1 protein-coding gene is annotated in these 596 nt (G+C 51.5%); it reads right to left on the bottom strand.

Annotated features, from left to right (window positions below; translation table 11 throughout):
* Positions 1 to 596 (bottom strand): phage portal protein (locus tag HMPREF9429_RS03590; protein WP_006941718.1); only part of this gene is annotated, 596 nt, incomplete at both ends.

Here is a 596-nt window from a genome sequence, read left to right as displayed (position 1 = left end):
ATACCGCTCGATAAGGTACTGTTACGGTAAAAGTCACAAATAAACGACTTAAGGGCGTTTTGGCTATCGAGTTCATCGATAAGCGTCTTCCACGGCGGGATTCCGATAATCCCGTCTCGCGTAAAGGCTTTAAAGTGCAGCACCTCATCGGGCTTTAAATCGTATACCTCGCCTTGTGCGTTTTGGGTTCGGTAATGAAGGGTGCCCGTAGCGGCATCCAGTTGTACAAACGTACGTACCGGATCCAGCGGCCACAGTGCCACGGGGTACCCGTCAGGCCCCCATTTAATATAGGCAATGCCGTTGCCGTAGATACCGATGTGCCCTTGTATGGTTTGCTTAAATACGAAGGCCAACATGAAGGGGTTCGGCCGCTCGTATAACAGTTTGGCGACCGGGTGCTTCATGCCGATGTCTTTCTTTTGATTGTTAAACGTATGAATCGGAAGTTTTCCGATATCGTCGGCTAAAATAGACACGCATGCGGCTACGTTCGAGTTCTTAGCGGCTTGTTCCGGTGTAAGAACCGCCCCGCCGCCGATGGCATCGATGAGCCACTGTGCGGGATTTAAAAGGGTCCCGCTATCGGTTCCGGT

The organism is Megasphaera micronuciformis F0359, assembly GCF_000165735.1.
GTDB classification, from domain to species: domain Bacteria; phylum Bacillota; class Negativicutes; order Veillonellales; family Megasphaeraceae; genus Megasphaera; species Megasphaera micronuciformis.
Note: the sequence above shows the minus strand (reverse complement) of the source record. Positions and strands in the feature narration are given on the sequence as shown.